Annotated in this window: 1 protein-coding gene; it reads left to right on the top strand. The window is 46.0% G+C overall.

Going from position 1 to position 404, the window contains the following annotated elements:
• Nucleotides 1–404, top strand: a 404-nt coding sequence (locus A3761_RS05900) for a cell division protein FtsQ/DivIB (RefSeq protein ID WP_156491653.1), incomplete at both ends; no start/stop codon positions are given.

Genomic DNA, 404 nt, shown 5'->3' with positions numbered 1-404 from the left:
AACGCTGTACGTGAAGAGACTGTTTTGGTGCTCAAGCGTGTTCTAACTGTGACGCTAATTTGTTTAGCGCTACTTGTATTACTGACTAAAAGAGACAGTCTGATACAAGTAGTTGACCACCCTATCTCATCGATCAAGGTAACAGGCGCGTTTTCTTATCTGAACGAAAGTGAAGTGACACAAGCGTTGAGTGGTTTAGTCGGCGCCGGATTTATAGCGACTGACTTAAAAGACGTTCAAACACGAGTAGAGGGCTTGGCCTGGGTTAACAGTGCGACTGTGAGTAGAGTCTGGCCGGGCGAAATCAAGCTGCTAATAAATGAACAAGTTGCGGTGAGTCAGTGGAATGACGGAGCGTTGCTCAATGCAGAAGGTGTTGTCTTTAAGCCTGCTGAACTAAGAAG

Source organism: Oleiphilus sp. HI0123 (genome assembly GCF_001635315.1).
The sequence above is the reverse complement of the archived record's forward strand: the minus strand, read 5'-3'. Positions and strand labels throughout refer to the sequence as shown.